The organism is Streptomyces pyxinae (assembly GCF_024756275.1).
Classification (GTDB): domain Bacteria; phylum Actinomycetota; class Actinomycetes; order Streptomycetales; family Streptomycetaceae; genus Streptomyces; species Streptomyces pyxinae.
The window spans coordinates 364,188-379,617 of the sequence record NZ_JANUGQ010000003.1; the positions used below are offsets into that span (position 1 = coordinate 364,188).

Sequence of the window (15,430 nt, forward strand, 5' to 3'; positions counted from 1 at the left end):
TGATCCGGGGCCGGAGGGAGTGGTTCCGGTTCGGCGGAGAGGTCCCGCGCGGCCTCGTTCATGCTTCAAGCTTGCCATTGGCCCATGAACACCGGATCACGGCCGTACGACGCCGTTGTCCTGCGCAGCTACGGGATCCGCTCCACCACGGACTAGCCTCCTTGGAGGCCCCGGACGAACAGGGTTCCGGTGCGCCGACTACCGGGGGGTGGGGCAAGCACGGACGCTGATACGTCCACGAAGCCGTGTTCCTGGAGGATCAGCGCCCACACATCGGGTTCGTAGTCCCACCGCTTGACGACAGCGGGGTCTTCTTCGGGCCCGCGCGGGATGTACGACGCTTGGCAGCCGTAGCACCCTTCCACCGGGGGCCGCTGGGAGAAGGCGAACACGCCACCCGGCTTGAGGCTCGCGTGAACCATCGGCAGCAGCAGACCGGGATCGGTGAACCAGGTAGCGCCGAACACGCTGTAGACCGCATCGAAGATCGTGAACGTGTCTCCGAGGTAGGTGAGGGCGTCGGCCTGGTGGAGTTCCATCCCGTCCACGCCCGGCCACCGCTCGCGTGCCTTGTCGAGCTGCTTGGCGGAGAGGTCGATCCCGACGGACTTCATGCCGAGCGTTGCGAGGTGAGCGGCGTTCCCTCCAGACCCGCACCCGAGATCGAGCACGCGGTCTTCCGGGTTGAGGTTGAGCACGTCGGCCCTGGGGCCGTGGTCCGGGTACTGGGTCCAGTTGAACCATGTGGTCTCGCCCTTGGCGTTGGCCTTCCGCCGCTGGGGCTTGCTCTGCGAGTAGGTGTCCCATGCGGTGCTGCGAGCGTCAGTCACTACCTGTCCGTTCTCGTTCACGGCGACAGCCGCCCGGCACGATACCGGGCGGCTGAAGCTCCCGTGGGTCAGTCGCTCCGCTTGAGTCGGAGCTACTTGGCGACGGGGCTGTCGGAGCAGCCCGCGTAGCTCTGGGTGCAGTCGGCCACGCCGTCGATCGGCCAGAACTCCGGGTCCACGTCGAAGCCGGCCGATCGGATCATCTCGGCCGTCCGACGCATCGCGGCCCGGCCCTCGGCCGGGTTGTGGCCGCTGTCGCGGTCGGGGACGTGGTGGATGAACCCGCCGCCGAGCGCGTCGCAGAACTCGGCGTAGTGCTTGGTGTGGAGCAGGAGCGCGTGCCAGAAGAGGTCCACGCGAAGGCTGGGCGTGGCCCTCTCCGTGGTGTTCGCGGCGACGGCGAGGAAGGCCGCCACCTGGTTGACACCGCGCTCGCCCTGGTTGTCGGTCATCTCCGGCCAGGAGTCCTCGCGGACCATGGTGATGAGGTCGGCCCTCAGTCCCGGAGTGATGAGGTCGTACACGGTCTTCGTCGGGTCGGTGATCGTCACGTCTGTGCCTTCCTGGTCTGTGAGGAACATCGGGGGCACTTGCAGGGGGGCCAGGCGGCGGAGGCCATGGGGGTCAACGGCTTCTCAGCGCTGCTGCTGGGGTAGATCACCTCAGAGCCGAACGTCTGGCCGGAGTAGCGAGACACCCGCACGGTCATGGTCATCGTTGGCCTTCCGCTTACCCGGTCCGGTTGGTGAAGCGATGTTCCCGCCGCCGGTCGGTCCGAACGACGACACTTCGGGCGTCGCCTGGGCGTCACTCAGTGGGGTGTCAATGACGCCCTCCAGGGCGTCAAACCGGTGTCATTGCATGGCTGTTCGGTCTAGCTTTGACGTCATGACGACGACCGCCGTGGTGCCGAACGATGTGCTGCGGGCCGTGCGTATCGGCCTGCGCTTGAGCCAAGACGACTTCGCCAGGGCGCTCCGCCGGGCAGGTGTGGAACTGGGGGAGCCGAACGAGGCTTCCAAGCGGCTGGTGCAGCGCTGGGAGTCCGGCACGAGCAAGACGCCTCGGGGCGTGTACGCCAGGGCCTTAGAACGAGTCACCGGCCGTCCGGTCGAGGCACTGGGGTTCGCCCTGCCGGTGCCGACGGCACGAGTCCACGCAGACGGGAAGGGAGGACATGACATGGAAACCGCTACAACCGGTTTCGCATCTGCCGCTGTAGGCGCGCAGCCCGCCGCACAGGGGAGTGAGGAGACGTTTTCGGGGGTGTGGCTCAGCCGCTACGAGTTCTTCTCTTCGAGCCGGGGCGACTCGTACGAGGGCAAGCACTACGTAGTGATCGTCCAGCACGGGAACCGGCTGACCGTTCAGAGTCTGCCCGGGGCGAGCAGCAACCCGGACAGCCCGCTCACGCTGGATCTCACTGTCGATCGCAACGTGGTCACGGGTACGTGGGTCGAGCAGACTGCCGCAGACGGCTACTACAACGGGGCCCGCTACCACGGGGCCATCCAACTCCTGGTCGAGCCGACCGGACGGCGCATGGCCGGAAAGTGGGTCGGCTTCGGCAAGGACTTCGACGTGAATACCGGCCCCTGGGAACTGCGGCTGGTGGACCGGTCCACGAGCAAGGCGACGCTGGAGAGGTACAGCCAGCCGCCGGAGTGATGCGTCAGGCAAGCCGAGAGGCGGCCCCGAGCAAGTGCCTGGCCCCGACCGGGGACGATTGGTCCGGACCTGAGTCGCCCGGGGCTAAGGCCGGTGTTATGGGTGGCTGACATTGGTGGGCGGGCGGGGAACCGTCCCATACTCCTGTCGACGGCAGGTTGACGGGTCACGAACAGCAAGTGGCCGCGGGTGTGACTCGTCCCGGCCGCCGTCGCACGGCCGCCCCGGCAGCGGACGCAGGGGATCCGGCCGTCGGGGGGCCGTGCCGGCCGGCGGCCCCACCCCCCACCCTGCCGTCCCCCCCACCCTCACCCCCCCCGATTCCCCCCACCCCTCCGATCCCCCACACCCGCACACCCCGTGTTCCTCCACGGCGCCCCTGTTTCGCGCCGCCGCTCAAGAGGTGTCCCTGGCTGTCCGCGGCCGTGCACGGCTGCCCGGGCTCTCGCGCGCCTGCCCCCTCACCCCCCACCGCGCCCGGCCTCCCCGACGTCTGCCGGGCGCGCGGCACCACTGAAGGGAATCCCCCATGCGTCTGACCAGACCGCTGCTCGCCTCCGGGCTCGCCCTCGGCCTGGCGATCGCCGCGCCCGCCTTCGGCTCCACCGCCACCGCCGCGCCGGCCCCCATCGTCGGTGGCGGCCAGGCCACCTCCACGTACTCCTTCATGGGCTCGATCCAGGTCAACGGCGGTCACTACTGCGGGGCTTCGCTGGTCAGCCCGCAGTGGATGGTGACCGCGCTGCACTGTACGTACGGCCAGGGCGGCGCCCTGCCGGCCTCGGCGATGCGGGTACGGATCGGCTCCAACGACCACCTCAGCGGCGGCACCCTGGCCGGAGTGAGCCAGATCGTCCGGCCCTCCAGCAGTTCCAGCACCACCGGCCAGGACATCGCCCTGCTCCGGCTGAGCGGCCAGGTCTCCAACACCCCGGTGCCGGTCACCTCGGCCACCCCGGCGGACAACTCGGCCACCCGGCTGCTCGGCTGGGGACAGACCTGCCCGCAGGCCGGCTGCTCCACCGGCGCCCCCCGCTACCTCAAGCAGCTCGACACCAAGATCCTGCGGGACTCCTCCTGCTCCGGCATGGTCAACAGCCGGGAGCTGTGCGTCTCCGGCACCACTTCCAACACCGCCTGCTACGGCGACTCCGGCGGCCCGGCCCTGGTCAACCGGAACGGCCGGCTCGAACTGGCCGGGGCCACCAGCCGCTCCGGCGACGGCAACTCCACCTGCGGGACCGGAAACGCGATCTACACCGATGTGGCGGCCTGGCGTTCCTGGATCCAGCAGTACACCGGGGCGCTGTAGGCCCTGTGGCGCCGGCCCCGGCCCGTCCCGGACCAGGGCGGGCCGGGGCCCCGACTCCGGGCGGACCGGGAACACAGCCCCGGGCGGACCGGGAATCCGGCCCCGGGCGGACCGGGAACACGGACTCCGGGCGGGCCGATGAGCCGCGACGCCTCGGCCCCTCCGTGACCGGCCCTCCCGCGCACTGGCGTGCGGACCATGTGAACCATGCAGACCCTGCAATCCATGGACATGCCAGGCGCGGGAGGGCTACTCTCGGCCAGTCATGGAGCTGGAACTGCGGCACCTCCGCATTCTGCTGGCGATCGCCGAAGCAGGCAGCCTGAGCCGGGCCGCCGCCGCCCTGATGCTGTCCCAGCCCGCGATGTCCACCCAGCTCCGGCGCATCGAGGCGTCCTTCGGCCGGCCCCTCTTCGAACGCACCGCGCGCGGAGTGGTGCCCACCCGCACCGGCGAGCTGGTGCTCGCCCACGCGCGGGACGCGGTGGCCAGCGCCGAACGGATCCGCAACTGCCGTTCCAGCCCCGGCACCGGCCATGAGCCGGTCACCTTCGGCGGCACCCCGGGGCCGCTGCTCGGCCAGCTCACGCTGCATCTGCCCGGGGCGCTGAGCAATCCCGTGCACTTCACCCAGTTCTCCTCCACCGGTGAGGCGCTGGCGGCGGCGGCCGACCGCTCGGTGGACGCGGTCTGTCTGGTCGACATGGACGGCTTCGGCGCGGTACCGCCGGACGGGGTGTACCTCGATGTCATCGGGGTGGAGCCGGTGGCCGTGATGCTGCCCGCCGGACACCGGCTGGCCGGCCCGGAGAGCGCCGACCGTACCGGTGGCGCCGACCGTATCGACGGCGCTGACGGCATCGACGGCGCCGACCGTATCGACCGTACTGAAGGCGGGGAACGTGCCGACCGCACCGGATGTGTCGAGCTCGCGGAACTCGCCGGGGAGACCTGGCTGTTGCCGCCCGACGACCCCGGGTGCGACGACTACGGGGCGCTGGTGGACGCGTGCGCGGCGGCCGGTTTCGTCCCGCGCGTCTCACCGCACCGGCTCCAGGACGTCGGCCTGCTCTGCGATCTGATCGCCCAGGGTATGGGGATCACCGTCGCCCAGGGCTCGGCCCGGCCCCGCGAGGGCGTGGCGCTGCGGCGGCTGACCGGCGACCCGATGCGCGCCCGCCATGTGCTGGTGGTCCACCGGGACTCCCCACTGGCGCCCGCCCGGCCGCTGCTGACCCGGCTGGCCGAGGACGCCTTCCGGGCCCGCTGCCTGAGCGCGGGCCGGCAGCCGTCCCGGTGAGCGGTGAACGACGGCCGGCCGCCGGGGGCCCCGGTGACCGTCAGCCGTCCCGGTGAGCGGTGAACGACGGCCGGCCGCCGGGGGGACGACCCCCGGGCCCGGCTCGGAGGTTCACCGTCCCGGCGGCGGGGGAGTGCCGAGGAGGCGGTCCTTGAGGGCCGGGAACTGCTCGCGGGTCTCGGCCACCCGGGCCGGGTCCAGGGTGACGGTCAGGATCTCCTCGCCCGTCCCCGCCTCGGCCAGCACCTCGCCCCAGGGGTCCACCACCAGGCTGTGCCCGGCCTGCTCCACACCGGCGTGGCCGCCAGCGGTGCCGCAGGCCAGAACGTACGCCTGGTTCTCCACCGCCCGCGCCCGGCTGAGCAGCGTCCAGTGCTCGCGGCGGCGGGCGGGCCAGCCGGCCGAGACCACGAAGCCCAGCGCCCCGGCGTCCACCAGCCCCCGGAACAGCTCCGGGAAGCGGAGGTCGTAGCAGGTGGCCAGGCCCAGCGGGAGGTCCGGCACCGGGGCGGTGACCAGCTCGTCGCCCGGGGCCATCATGACCGCCTCGCCCTTGTCGAAGCCGAAGCGGTGGATCTTGCGGTAGCGGGCGACCGGTTCGCCCGACGGCCCGAAGACCAGGGCCGTGTTGTAGAGCCGGCCGTCCGGGGCGCGCTCCACCACCGAGCCCGCGTGCAGCCAGACGCCCGCGTCCGCCGCCGCCTCGCTCATCGCCCGGTACGTCGGCCCCTCGGCCGGTTCCGCCTCCGGCTCGAACAGGTCGTAGGCGAAGGCTCCGACGGGCCAGAGCTCGGGGAGAACCACCAGGTCCGCCACCCCGCGCCGGGCGCGTACCAGCGTGGCCACCCGGGCCCGCCGGGCGGCGACCGGTTCATCCTGGTCTACAGCGATCTGGAGCAGAGAGACGCGCACACTACCACCGTCCTGGCACGGATGCCGTCGATACGGGCCTACGATCGTCACACGAAAGCACTGCCGGGGTGCTCAAGGGCAGCGTAATTTAGCTGTGCGGCCGCGCCACGGCCATGACCACGCCCGCTGCCTCCGACAGTCCGCCGAGGGGACCCGTGACCGTCCACCCCAGTCTCCAGACCTACGCCGACGCCTGGACCCACTCGATCGAGGCGATAGCCGAGCTGGTCCAGCCACTTGTGGAGGGGGAGTGGAACCGCGCCACCCCCTGCCCGGGCTGGTCGGTCCGGGACATCGTCTCCCATGTGATCGGCATGGAGTGCGAGATGCTGGGGGACCCGCGCCCGATCCACTCGCTGCCGCGCGATCTCTACCACGTACGCGGGGACTTCGCCCGCTACATGGAGGTGCCGGTGGATGTGCGGCGGCACCACACCGGGCCCGAGATGACGGCCGAGCTGGAGTATGTGCTCATCCGCCGGGCCCGGAAGCTGCGCACCGAGAACCGTGCCCCCGACACCCTGGTACGCGCCCCGCTGGGCGCCGAGCAGTCGCTGGAACTGGCGTACCGGATGCGGGCGTTCGACGTCTGGGTGCACGAGCAGGACCTGCGGACCGCGCTGGGCGTCCCGGGCAACCTGGACTCGCCGGGCGCCCATGTCGTCCGGGACACCCTGCTGCTGACCCTGCCGAAGGTGGTCGCCCGGGACGCGGGCGCGCCGCCCGGCTCGGCGGTGGTGCTCGACGTGCACGGCCCGGTGGAGTTCCTGCGGACGGTCCGGGTGGACGCCGACGGGCGCGGCACCGTCGACGGCACCCCCTCGCTGGGCCCGGCGGCGACGCTCGCCATGGACTGGGAGACCTTCGTGCGGCTGTCCTGCGGCCGGGTCCGGCCCGCCGCGGTGGCGGACCGGGTCAAGACCGACGGCGACGAGGAGCTGGCGGCGGCGATCCTCGCCTCGCTCGCGGTGACGCCCTGACGCCCTGCCCCCCCGCCGTACTGACACCGGTTGCCTGACTCCCCGCCGCTCCGGCCCCTTGCCGGTTCGGCCCCCTGCCCGCCCTGCCCCCCTGCCGGTCCGGGCCCCTGCCGGTCCGGGCCCCTGCCGCCCCGCCTGCCGCCCCGGCACCGGTTGCCTGACTCCCGGAGAGCCGTACCCGGGCCTCCGGGGGAGCCGTACGTGCCGCTCAGGCGGGTACGTGGACCGCCTCCACCCGGCTGGCGACCAGCCGCTCCCGCTCGCGCCGGGCGGTACGGGCCCGCAGCCGCAGGATCTGGGTGAGGCCGAGCGCCTGGAGGACGAAGACGGACGAGAGCGCGACCCGGTAGTCGTCGCCGGTGGCGTCCAGCAGCACCCCGATCGCCAGCAGGGTCGTCATGGAGGCGATGAAACCGCCCATATTGACGATGCCGGACGCGGTGCCTTGACGCTCCGCCGGGTTGGCCGGCCGGGCGAAGTCGAAGCCGATCATGGACGCCGGGCCGCAGGCGCCGAGCACCAGACAGAGCACGACCAGCAGCGCCGCCGGGGCGTGGTCGCCCGGCCAGTAGAGGGTCACCGCCCAGAGGGTCGCCGTGGCGAGGACGGTGCCCACCGCCAGCGGGGCGCGGGCGGCGTGGTGCCGGGCGATGATCTGGCCGTACGCGAGACCGACGGCCATGTTGGAGAGCACCACCAGGGTCAGCAGCCCGCCGGCCGTCTCCCGGCTCAGCCCCTGCGCCTCGACCAGGTACGGCAGCCCCCAGAGCAGCAGGAAGACCATGGCCGGGAACTGGGTGGTGAAGTGCACCCACATCCCGAGCCGGGTGCCGGGCTCCCGCCACGACTGGGCGATCTGCCGCCGGACGAACCCGGGGCCGGTCTGGGCGGGCGGGGGCGGCTCGTACCCCTCGGGGTGGTCACGGAGGAAGAGCAGGGTCAGCAGCAGCACCACCAGCCCGGCGGCCGAGCTGCCCGCGAAGGTGACCGTCCAGCCGATGCCGTGCAGGGCGCGGGCGATGACCAGGGTGGAGATCAGATTGCCCGCCATTCCGATGAGCGCGGCGACCTGGGCGATCATCGGCCCGCGCCGGGCCGGGAACCAGCGGCTGCCGAGCCGCAGCACCGAGATGAACGTCAGCGCGTCGCCGCAGCCCAGCAGGGCGCGGGAGGCGAGCGCGGTGGCGTACGAGGGGGAGAGCGCGAAGCCCAGCTGGCCGAGGGTGAAGAGGGCCGCGCCCAGCAGCAGCACCTTCTTGGTGCCCAGCCGGTCCACCATCAGGCCGACGGGTATCTGCATGCCCGCGTAGACCAGCAGCTGGAGTATGGAGAAGGTGGAGAGCGCGGAGGCGTTCACCCCGAAGCGGTCGGCGGCGTCGAGACCCGCCACCCCCAGGGACGTACGGAAGATGACGGCGACGAAGTAGACGGCGACGCCCACGGACCAGACGGCGACGGCGCGGCGCCCGCCGGGCGGGTCACCGGGCAGCCGGACGGCGGAGCTGCTCACCGCTCCTCCCCTCGCACCAGGTCCCGGACCCGGCTGACGTGCCGGTGGACGCAGTCGGCGGCGGCGTCGGCGTCCCCGGCGCGCAGCGCGGCGAGGATCTCGGCGTGCTCCGTGATGTTCTTGGCGATCCGGTCGGGGTGCGCCTCCATCACCGCGACGCCCATCCGGAGCTGGCGGTCGCGGAGCTGGTCGTAGAGGCGGGCGAGGATCTGGTTGCCGGCGTGCGCCACGATCTCGGCGTGGAAGCTGCGGTCGGCGAGCGAGACGGCCGCCAGGTCGCCCGCCTCGGCGTGCCGCCGCTGCTCGTCCAGCAGCTCCGCCAGCCGGGACAGCAGCCGCTCGGGGGCGGGGGCGGAGTCCTGGACGGCCTTGTGGACGGCGAACCGCTCGACCAGCAGCCGGGTCTCCACCACGTCCGCGATCTCCTGGGCGGAGACGGCGAGGACCAGGGCGCCCTTCTTCGGGTACAGCTTGAGCAGACCCTCCATCTCCAGCTTGAGCAGCGCCTCCCGCACCGGGGTCCGGGAGACGCCCACCGCCTCCGCCAGCTCGCCCTCGGTGAGCAGGGTCCCGCCCTCGTAGCGGCGGTCGAGCACGGCCTGCTTGATGTGGCTGTAGACGCGGTCGGCGGCGGGCGGCCGCTTGCCGGCGGCGCGGGTGCCGGCGGGCGGGCCGGCCGGGGCGTCGGGCGTGGCGGCCGTGGCAGCGGTGGGGGAGGTGGCGAGCGTGGACATGCGTACAGGATAGATACAAGTAGCGGCCATCCAAGAGGGGCGTCCGGGATGCGGACACTCTCCGGGGCCCTTCGGGACCGGTGGCCCTTGCGCGGTACGGCCCGCGCCGTCCGTCCCGTGCCGTCCGTGCGGCTGTCCGACGGCCCACGCCGTCGGTCCGGCTGTCCGACGGCACGGGCCGTCCGTGCGGCTGTCCGATCGCCCCTGGCCGCCGTGCGGTACGGGCCCCCGGGCCTCCCGGCCTCTCTCCGGCGGTGCGGTACGGGCCTTCGGCGTCGCGTGCGGTACGGGGCCTCCGGCCGGGTTCCGGTGCCGGCGGCGGCGCCGGTCGGCCGGTCACCGGTCGGCGCCGGCCGCTGCCGCTCGGCCGGTCACCAGCGGACGGGCAGCCGCAGCGGGAAGCGCCGGATGGTGTGCTCGTCCCACTCCACCTCGTCCGGCGGGGCGGCGAGCCGGAGCTCCGGGAAGCGGGCGAAGAGACTGCCGACCGCGATCTCCAGCTCGGTGGTGGCCAGCGAGGCGGCCGGGCAGTGGTGACCGCCCCAGCCGAAGGTCATGTGCGCCCGTGCCGGACGGTAGGGGTCGAGCACATCGGGGCGGACGTACCGGCCCGGGTCGCGGTTGGCGGCCAGATAGGAGACGTGCACGTACTCGCCCGCCCGGATGACCACCCCGCACAGCTCGACGTCCTCGGTGGCCACCCGGGGGATGCCCACGCCCTTGCGGAACGGGATGTAGCGCAGCGCCTCGGCCACCATCGCCGGCAGCATCTCCGGATGGGCGCGGAGCAGCGCGGAGAGGTGGGGGCGGCTGAGGAAGAGATAGCCGATGTCGCTGATCTGGCAGGTGGAGGTGTCCAGTCCGCTGAGCAGCAGGGTGGCCGCCATGACCGCCAGCTCCCGGTCGGTCAGCCGGTCGGCGCCGTCCGCGTCCTGCCGGGCCCGGGCGAGCGCGCTGATCAGGTCCTCGCCGGGCGTCCGGTGCCGCTCGGTCACCAGACCGGCGAAGTAGGCGTGCAGGGCCGCCTTGGCCTCCGCCGCCGCCCGTCCGGCCCCGGCGCCGGTGGCCAGCAGCCGGTGGGCCTCCCGCCGCAGCCGCTCCCGGTCGGCCGGGGGGACGCCCAGCAGCTCGCAGATCAGCTGGTGCGGCAGCGGGTCGGAGAGGTGCCGCACCAGATCGGCGGGGGGGCCGTGGTCGGCCATCCGGTCCAGCAGTCCGTCCGTGATCCGCTGGACGGCCGGCCGGACGGTCTGCACCGCCTGCGGGGTGAACGCCTGGGCCACCAGGGCGCGCAGCCGGGTGCTCCGGGGCGGGTCCATCACATTGATCGACTCGGGCGAGACGATCGGCTCGGGAGTCAGCCGGGGGTAGTCGCGGCCGGCGACGGCGGCCCGGCTGAAGCGCGGGTCGGTGGTGACCTTCCGTACGCCCTCGAAGCTGGTGACGAGCCACGCCTCACCCGCGCCGTGCGGCAGCCGTACCCGGGAGATGGGCCCCAGCCGCATGAGGCGGGCGAGTTGCGGGTCGAAGTCGAGTTCGCGGCTGTGGTGGAAGGTGCACGTGACTGCGCGCGGAGGGGGAAGCACCGGAGAACTCCACGGGGGACGGGGCACGGGGGCGGGTGCGCGGGCGGTGGGGTGGTGGTGAAAGTCCGCATGTGCGGCGGGTGATGACGGTGTCTCGGCGGGAACGGCGGGAGGGAGCGAGCACGGGGAGAGCCGGGGAGGGTGGGAGATCGAGGGGGGCGGGGAGGGCGGAGAGGGGGTGGAGAGGGAGGCGTGTGGGGGGGGGTGCGGACGCGGGTCGCCGGGGGTGATCGGAGGCGTTGGGGGTGTGGGGGTGGCGCGGGGGGTGATATTCCCATCGGAGGCTGGGTGGTGGCGGCGCCGTGAACGGGCGAGACAGGGATCCTGACCCGCACAAAAGCTGCCAAACCACCCGTACTGGGCCGATCGAATTCACTCTTTCGAGATTCCCCGGTTCTCGGGCGCATCCATCCGGGCTGTTCAACTGTCTACTGAACGGGCCTGTTTTTCCTGGGCTCTCCCCACAACATTCGCCTCACCGGAGTGTTCTCCTTGAAGATCAGCACAGCGACCCTGCGCAGGACCACGACGACCGTGCTGGCGAGCGGCCTGATAGCGCTGGCATCGCCGCTGGCCGCCACCACCGCGCACGCCGCCGCGGCCCCGGCGGTCAGCGGCGCGGGTGCGTACCTGCTCGACAACGCCAAGGGCACCAAGCTGTACGGCAAGGCCGACAACACGCGTCGGCAGATGGCCAGTACGACGAAGATCATGACCGCCGCCGTGGTGCTCTCCCAGCCGAAGGTCGACCTCAACCGCAAGGTGACCATCAAGAAGGAGTACCGCGACTACGTCAAGAAGGAGGGCGCCAGCACGGCCGACCTCCAGATCGGTGACAAGGTGACGGTCGGTCAGCTGCTCTACGGGCTGCTGCTGCCGTCCGGTTGCGACGCCGCCTACGCGCTCGCCGACACCTATGGCACCGGCTCCACGCCGGCCGCCCGCACCAAGTCGTTCATCGCCAAGATGAACCAGCAGGCGAAGTCGCTCAACCTGAAGAACAGCGGCTTCGACTCGTTCGACGGCATCTCCGGCGGTGGCAAGAACTACACCACCCCGGCCGACCTGGCGCAGATCGCCCGGTACGCGATGAGCAAGCCGGCCTTCCGCAACGTCGTGAAGTCCCCGTCGTACAGGGGCAACGCGGTCGCGAGCACCGGCAAGACCCGTACGTACACCTGGTACAACACCAACCAGCTGCTCAAGTCCTACAAGGGCGCCATCGGCGTGAAGACCGGCACCGGCACCGCCGCCGGCCCCTGCCTGGTCTTCGCCGCCACCCGGGGCAACAAGACGCTCATCGGCGTCGTCCTCAACGGCAAGGACCGCTACAAGGACGCGGCCAAGCTGCTCGACTACGGCTTCGGCACCAAGAGCGCCACGTCCATGAAGCTCGCCCCGCTGCCCAAGGGCGCCCAGCGCGACTGACGCGCACGCGCACCGGGCCGGGACCGGATCATTCCCGGTCCGGGCTGGGCCGGGTCCCTCCGGGCCGGGCTCCCGCGAGACCGGAACCGGGTGGTGACGGGAGAGACTCTCCCGTCACCACCCGGTTTCTGCGTCTTCCGTGTCGGCGGCCTAACTCCGCCCGGCGCCCCGCACCACGACCACCGGGCAGGGGGCGTGCTGGGTGACATGGAGGCTCACGGAGCCGAGCAGGGCGGCGCGGAAACCGCTGTGGCCCCGGTCTCCGACGACCAGCAGGGAGGCGCCCTCGGCGGACTCCAGCAGGGCCTGGGCCGCGTGGCCGTTGACGGCCCGGCGCTCCACCGCGGCGGCGACGGCCGGGTCGAGGGTGGTCTTCAGGGCCTCGTCCAGGGTGCGGCGGGCCAGATCCTCGGGGTCGAAGTCCGGCGGCGGCATCGGGACCGGGCCGCCCGGGGCCATCCCCGCCCAGGAGGTGGCCGGGTACTCCCAGGCGATCACCGCCTGCAGGGGCTCACCGGTCAGCGCGGACTGCCCGGCGGCCCACCTCAGTGCCGCCAGAGACGGTTCGGAGCCGTCCACGCCCACGACGATCCTGCCTGTCGCCATCTTCGCCTCCAGCCTGGTTGTACAGGGCATCGGTCACCCTTCGATTACCCCTGGCGCGGCGGTTCAGGCGGGCGGATGATCCTCCCGGCCACCGGCAGGCGGGCGGCCGGGCCGGGCTGGACCGAGTGACCCGCGCGTCCCGGGGTTCGCGCCCCTGGTGCCCCGCCCGCCGGGCACCCGCCGGGTCGCCGCCGGTAGGGTTCGGGGCCGTGAGCAGCAGCGACTCCCGGCCGCCGGAACCCGGCCCGGGCCCAGCCCCGGAACCCGTCCCGGGCCCAGCCCCGGAACCCGTCCCGGACTCCGTCCCGGGCCCCGGTCCGGCCGGCGGCGGCGCCGGCACCTCCGCCGGTGGCCGACCGGGCGACCGGCCCGCCCCCGGGTCCGAGCCGGGTGCGCCGGCCGCCATCGGGTCCGGACCGGGTGCGCCGGCCTCCCTCCCGGCCGGACCGCCCGTCACCGTGGTGGGCATCGGCGCGGACGGCTGGGCGGGGCTGACCGACGCCGCGCGGGCCGCCCTGCGCGGGGCCGGGGCGATCCTGGGCGGGCCCCGGCAGCTCGCCCTGCTGCCCGCCGACTGTCCGGGCGAGCGCGTCGCCTGGCCCTCACCGCTGCGGCCCGCCGTGCCGGGGCTGCTGGCCGCGCACGCCGGGCGCGGTCTCGCCGTGCTGGCCAGCGGTGACCCCATGTTCTTCGGCATCGGCCGGGCGCTCGCCGAGACCGCGGGGCCCGGGCGGCTGCGCGTCCTGCCGCACCCGTCCTCCGTCTCGTACGCCTGCGCCCGGCTCGGCTGGCCGCTGGAGGAGACCGTGACGGTCTCGCTGGTCGGCCGCCCGCTCGCCGCCCTGGCCGCCGCGCTGCACCACCGGCGCCGGCTGCTGGTGCTCAGCGCGGGCGCGGCGACCCCCGGCGAGGTGGCCGCCCTGCTGACCGGGCGCGGCTACGGGCCCAGCCGGCTGCACCTGCTGGAACAGCTGGGCTCGGACCGGGAGCGGCACGCCGTGTCCACCGCCCGGGACTGGGACCGGCCGCCCGGCGACCCGCTGAACGTGCTGGCCGTCGAGTGCCTCCGGGAGCCGGGAGCGCCGCGCCTCGGCGCCGTACCGGGGCTGCCGGACACGGCGTACGAGCACGACGGGCAGCTCACCAAGCGCCATGTCCGGGCCGCCACCCTCGCCGCCCTGGCGCCCGCGCCCGGGGAACTGCTCTGGGACGTGGGCGGAGGCTCGGGCTCGATCGGCATCGAGTGGATGCGGGTGCACCCCTCCTGCCGGGCCGTCGCCGTGGAGCGGGACCCGGAGCGGGCCGCCCGGATCGTCCGGAACGCCGAGACCCTGGGGGTGCCCGGGCTGCGGGTGGTCACCGCCGCCGCGCCCGGCGGGCTGGCCGGTCTGGAACGGCCGGACGCCGTCTTCGTGGGCGGCGGCCTCACCGCGCCCGGGCTGCTCGACGCCTGCTGGGAGGTGCTGGGCCCGGGCGGCCGGCTGGTCGCCAACACCGTGACGCTGGAGTCCGAGGCGCTGCTGGCCGACCGGTACCGGCGGTACGGCGGCGAGCTGGTCCGGCTCGCGGTGGCGCACGCCGTCCCGGTGGGCGGCTTCACCGGCTGGCGCCAGGCCATGCCGGTCACCCAGTGGACCGTGACCAAACCGACGGCCCGACCGGACAGCGACCCCGGCGCCGGTCCTGGCGCCGGGCCGGACATGGGCGCCGGCGCCGGGCCGGCCGAATCCCCGCACGCGGGCCCCGGCCGGGCCGGCGCGTACGAGAGCGAGTGAGTGAGAGACAACGATGACCGTCTACTTCATCGGGGCCGGCCCCGGTGCCGCCGACCTGATCACCCTGCGCGGCGCCCGGCTCCTCGCCTCCTGCCGGGTGTGCCTGTACGCTGGGTCGCTGGTCCCGCGCGAGCTGCTGGCCGAGTGCCCCCCGGAGGCCCGGCTGGTGGACACCGCCCGGCTCGACCTGGACGCCATTACCGGGGAGCTGGTCCGCGCCCATGAGGCGGGTGAGGACGTGGCGCGGCTGCACTCGGGCGACCCGTCCGTCTTCAGCGCGGTGGCCGAGCAGATGCGCCGTCTCGACGCGGCCGGGGTGCCGTACGAGATGGTGCCCGGCGTTCCGGCCTTCGCGGCGGCCGCGGCGGCGCTCAACCGGGAGCTGACCGTGCCGACCGTGGGTCAGACCGTGGTGCTGACCCGGCTCGCCCAGCAGGCCACGCCCATGCCGCCCGGCGAGGACCTGGCGACCCTGGGCCGCAGCGGTGCCCTGCTGGTGCTGCATCTGGCCGCCCGCTACGCCGACCGGGTGGTCGCGGAGCTGCTCCCGCACTACGGCGCCGACTGCCCCGCCGCCGTGGTGGCGATGGCCAGCCGGCCGGACCAGATCGTGCTGCGCGGCACCCTGGCGGAGATCGCGGACGCGACGAAGGCCGCCGGGATCACTCGTACGGCGGTGATTCTGGTGGGCCGCACCCTGGGCGCCACCCAGTTCCGGGACAGCCATCTCTACTCGCCGGAGCGCGACCGGCACACCTGCTGAGCCCGCCGGGGCCCCGACCGGGTCCC

The 15,430-nt window shown here is 73.5% G+C and carries 14 protein-coding genes; 7 read left to right on the top strand and 7 right to left on the bottom strand.

Translation table 11 applies throughout. From position 1 onward, the window contains the following. Positions 1–152: 152 nt before the first annotated feature. Together NX801_RS06410 and NX801_RS06415 are read right to left on the bottom strand one after the other, a co-directional pair. Entirely contained in the window at positions 153–830 is a 678-nt protein-coding gene (locus tag NX801_RS06410; RefSeq protein WP_428986075.1) for a class I SAM-dependent methyltransferase, read from the bottom strand. A gap of 92 nt (positions 831–922) precedes the next feature. Then, positions 923–1,381 (bottom strand): glycine-rich domain-containing protein, encoded by a 459-nt coding sequence (locus tag NX801_RS06415; RefSeq protein ID WP_258786065.1) that lies wholly within the window; start codon positions 1,379–1,381, stop codon positions 923–925. Positions 1,382–1,718: 337 nt separating this feature from the next. Here NX801_RS06415 and NX801_RS06420 point away from each other — a divergent pair, with 337 nt between their 5' ends. The 3 genes from NX801_RS06420 (at position 1,719) to NX801_RS06430 (ending at position 5,110) form a co-directional block, all read left to right on the top strand. Then, the gene (locus NX801_RS06420; RefSeq protein WP_258786067.1) at positions 1,719–2,498 is read left to right on the top strand and encodes a helix-turn-helix domain-containing protein; all 780 of its coding nucleotides are present in this window, start codon (positions 1,719–1,721) and stop codon (positions 2,496–2,498) included. Positions 2,499–3,027: 529 nt separating this feature from the next. Then, positions 3,028–3,810 carry a S1 family peptidase gene (locus NX801_RS06425; protein WP_258786069.1) on the top strand — a complete coding sequence of 261 codons (783 nt, stop codon included), beginning with the start codon at positions 3,028–3,030 and terminating at the stop codon, positions 3,808–3,810. 265 nt (positions 3,811–4,075) lie between these two features. Beyond that, complete coding sequence (locus NX801_RS06430; RefSeq protein WP_258786070.1) at positions 4,076–5,110, top strand: LysR family transcriptional regulator; 1,035 nt, start codon at positions 4,076–4,078, stop codon at positions 5,108–5,110. 111 nt (positions 5,111–5,221) lie between these two features. Here NX801_RS06430 and NX801_RS06435 read toward each other — a convergent pair whose 3' ends face one another. Further along, positions 5,222–6,022 (bottom strand): carbon-nitrogen family hydrolase, encoded by an 801-nt coding sequence (locus NX801_RS06435; RefSeq protein WP_258786071.1) that lies wholly within the window; start codon positions 6,020–6,022, stop codon positions 5,222–5,224. A gap of 155 nt (positions 6,023–6,177) precedes the next feature. On the opposite strand from NX801_RS06435, the gene NX801_RS06440 reads away from it, so the two are divergent. Further along, a complete protein-coding gene (locus tag NX801_RS06440; protein WP_258786072.1) occupies positions 6,178–7,002 on the top strand; it encodes a maleylpyruvate isomerase family mycothiol-dependent enzyme in 825 nt (274 codons plus the stop codon). Between the two features lie 208 nt (positions 7,003–7,210). On the opposite strand, the gene NX801_RS06445 is transcribed toward NX801_RS06440, so the two are convergent. The 3 genes from NX801_RS06445 to NX801_RS06455 form a co-directional block, all read right to left on the bottom strand. Beyond that, on the bottom strand, positions 7,211–8,512 hold the full coding sequence (locus NX801_RS06445) for an MFS transporter (RefSeq protein WP_258786073.1): 1,302 nt from the start codon (positions 8,510–8,512) through the stop codon (positions 7,211–7,213). Beyond that, positions 8,509–9,246, bottom strand: coding sequence for a GntR family transcriptional regulator (locus tag NX801_RS06450; RefSeq protein ID WP_258786074.1), 738 nt, complete (start codon positions 9,244–9,246; stop codon positions 8,509–8,511). The genes NX801_RS06445 and NX801_RS06450 overlap by 4 nt, the downstream gene beginning before the upstream one ends. A gap of 371 nt (positions 9,247–9,617) precedes the next feature. Further along, complete coding sequence (locus NX801_RS06455; RefSeq protein WP_258786075.1) at positions 9,618–10,832, bottom strand: cytochrome P450; 1,215 nt, start codon at positions 10,830–10,832, stop codon at positions 9,618–9,620. Positions 10,833–11,315: 483 nt separating this feature from the next. Here NX801_RS06455 and NX801_RS06460 point away from each other — a divergent pair, with 483 nt between their 5' ends. After that, on the top strand, positions 11,316–12,260 hold the full coding sequence (locus NX801_RS06460) for a D-alanyl-D-alanine carboxypeptidase family protein (RefSeq protein ID WP_428986071.1): 945 nt from the start codon (positions 11,316–11,318) through the stop codon (positions 12,258–12,260). Between the two features lie 150 nt (positions 12,261–12,410). Here NX801_RS06460 and NX801_RS06465 read toward each other — a convergent pair whose 3' ends face one another. Then, on the bottom strand, positions 12,411–12,866 hold the full coding sequence (locus tag NX801_RS06465) for a universal stress protein (RefSeq protein WP_258786076.1): 456 nt from the start codon (positions 12,864–12,866) through the stop codon (positions 12,411–12,413). Between the two features lie 404 nt (positions 12,867–13,270). Here NX801_RS06465 and cbiE point away from each other — a divergent pair, with 404 nt between their 5' ends. Both cbiE and cobM read left to right on the top strand, forming a co-directional pair. Beyond that, positions 13,271–14,641, top strand: coding sequence for a precorrin-6y C5,15-methyltransferase (decarboxylating) subunit CbiE (cbiE, locus tag NX801_RS06470; RefSeq protein ID WP_428986076.1), 1,371 nt, complete (start codon positions 13,271–13,273; stop codon positions 14,639–14,641). 13 nt (positions 14,642–14,654) lie between these two features. Continuing rightward, on the top strand, positions 14,655–15,404 hold the full coding sequence (gene cobM, locus NX801_RS06475; protein ID WP_258786078.1) for a precorrin-4 C(11)-methyltransferase: 750 nt from the start codon (positions 14,655–14,657) through the stop codon (positions 15,402–15,404). Positions 15,405–15,430: the final 26 nt, after the last annotated feature.

What these genes read in the sequence shown, in the direction of transcription:
- NX801_RS06420 (WP_258786067.1), top strand. Translation starts at nt 1,719, where the DNA reads ATGACGACGACCGCCGTGGTGCCGAACGATGTGCTGCGGGCCGTGCGT.
- NX801_RS06425 (WP_258786069.1), top strand. Translation starts at nt 3,028, where the DNA reads ATGCGTCTGACCAGACCGCTGCTCGCCTCCGGGCTCGCCCTCGGCCTG.
- NX801_RS06430 (WP_258786070.1), top strand. Translation starts at nt 4,076, where the DNA reads ATGGAGCTGGAACTGCGGCACCTCCGCATTCTGCTGGCGATCGCCGAA.
- NX801_RS06450 (WP_258786074.1), bottom strand. Translation starts at nt 9,246, where the DNA reads ATGTCCACGCTCGCCACCTCCCCCACCGCTGCCACGGCCGCCACGCCC.
- NX801_RS06465 (WP_258786076.1), bottom strand. Translation starts at nt 12,866, where the DNA reads ATGGCGACAGGCAGGATCGTCGTGGGCGTGGACGGCTCCGAACCGTCT.
- cobM (WP_258786078.1), top strand. Translation starts at nt 14,655, where the DNA reads ATGACCGTCTACTTCATCGGGGCCGGCCCCGGTGCCGCCGACCTGATC.